1 protein-coding gene is annotated in these 1,419 nt (G+C 66.4%); it reads left to right on the top strand.

Going from position 1 to position 1,419, the window contains the following annotated elements:
• The first annotated feature begins 112 nt into the window (after positions 1-112).
• Positions 113-1,396 (top strand): ISL3 family transposase, encoded by a 1,284-nt coding sequence (locus tag G1H10_RS32050; protein WP_163745349.1) that lies wholly within the window; start codon positions 113-115, stop codon positions 1,394-1,396.
• Positions 1,397-1,419 lie beyond the last annotated feature (23 nt).

The following is a 1,419-nucleotide window of genomic DNA, read 5'->3' as shown; positions in this document are numbered from 1 at the left end:
GGCTCTTCTGACTTATCCGTGGGTGGGTTGAGCGTGTCATAGCAGCGCACGCCGTTCTTTCCGGCCTAGGTTTTTGATTGTCGAAGATCAAAACTAGGTGTGGGAGAACGGCGTGCGTGGTGCCAGCGTATGGGCGCAGTTGTTGGGTGTCGAGAAGACACTCGTGGACAGTGTCGAGTTCGACGAGGACGAGCAGGTCATCGTGGCGTGTGTGCGTCCTCGTAAGGCAGAGCGGGGCCGGTGCGGTGTGTGTCGGCGGCGGTGTGCGGGCTATGACGCCGGTGAAGGGCCTCGTCGTTGGCGGGCGCTGGATCTGGGCACGGTCCAGGCGTTCATCGAGGCCGACGCGCCCAGGGTGTCCTGTCCTGATCATGGGGTGGTGGTCGCGGCGGTGCCGTGGGCGCGGCACGGCGCGGGACACACCCGCCATTTCGATGACACGGTGGCCTGGCTGGCGGTGGCGTGCTCGAAGACCGCGGTGAGCACGTTGATGCGTATCGCCTGGCGCACGGTCGGGTCGATCGTGAAGCGGGTCTGTGCCGAGGTCGATCAGGTGGTGGACCGCTTCGCCGGGTTGCGCCGGATCGGGATCGACGAGATCAGCTACAAGAAGGGCCACAAGTACCTCACCGTGGTGGTGGACCACGACACCGGCCGGCTGGTGTGGGCTTCCCCGGGCCGGGACAAGGTCACCATGAGCCGGTTCTTCCGCGCTCTCGGGCAGGAGCGCTGCCGGGCGATCACCCACGTCTCCGCCGATGGTGCGGCCTGGATCGCCGACGTCGTGCGGGACTGGTGCCCGCGTGCGGTGCTGTGCGCGGATCCGTTCCACGTCGTGGCCTGGGCCGGCGAAGCCCTGGACGAGGTCCGCCGTGCCGCGTGGAACGACGCCCGCCGCGCCGCCGGCAACGACCGTCGCACCACCACCGGCGGACGCACGATCAAGCTCTCCCGCGGCGATGCGAAGAAGCTCAAAGGCGCCCGCTGGGCGTTATGGAAGAACCCCGAAGACCTCAGCGACAAACAACAAGCCAAGCTGGCCTGGATCGCCAAGACCGACCCCCGCCTATACCGGGCCTACCTGCTCAAAGAAGGACTCCGGCACGTCTTCACACTCAAAGGCGAAGCTGGCATCCAAGCACTACGGCACTGGCTCTCCTGGGCCCAACGCAGCCGCCTGCCCAGCTTCGTCGCACTCGGCCGAAAGATCAAAAAACACCGCGCCACCATCTACGCCGCACTCGAAGAAGGCATGTCCAACGCACTCATCGAATCCACCAACACCAAGATCCGCGTCATCACCCGCACCGCCTACGGCTTCAAAGACCCCCACGCCCTCATCGCCCTGGCCATGCTCGCCCTCGGCGGATACCGCCCCGCCCTCCCCGGCCGCTAACCCACGGATCGGGACGGAGAGCC

Source organism: Phytoactinopolyspora halotolerans (assembly GCF_010550675.1).
Taxonomy (GTDB): domain Bacteria; phylum Actinomycetota; class Actinomycetes; order Jiangellales; family Jiangellaceae; genus Phytoactinopolyspora; species Phytoactinopolyspora halotolerans.
Note: the sequence above shows the minus strand (reverse complement) of the source record. Positions and strands in the feature narration are given on the sequence as shown.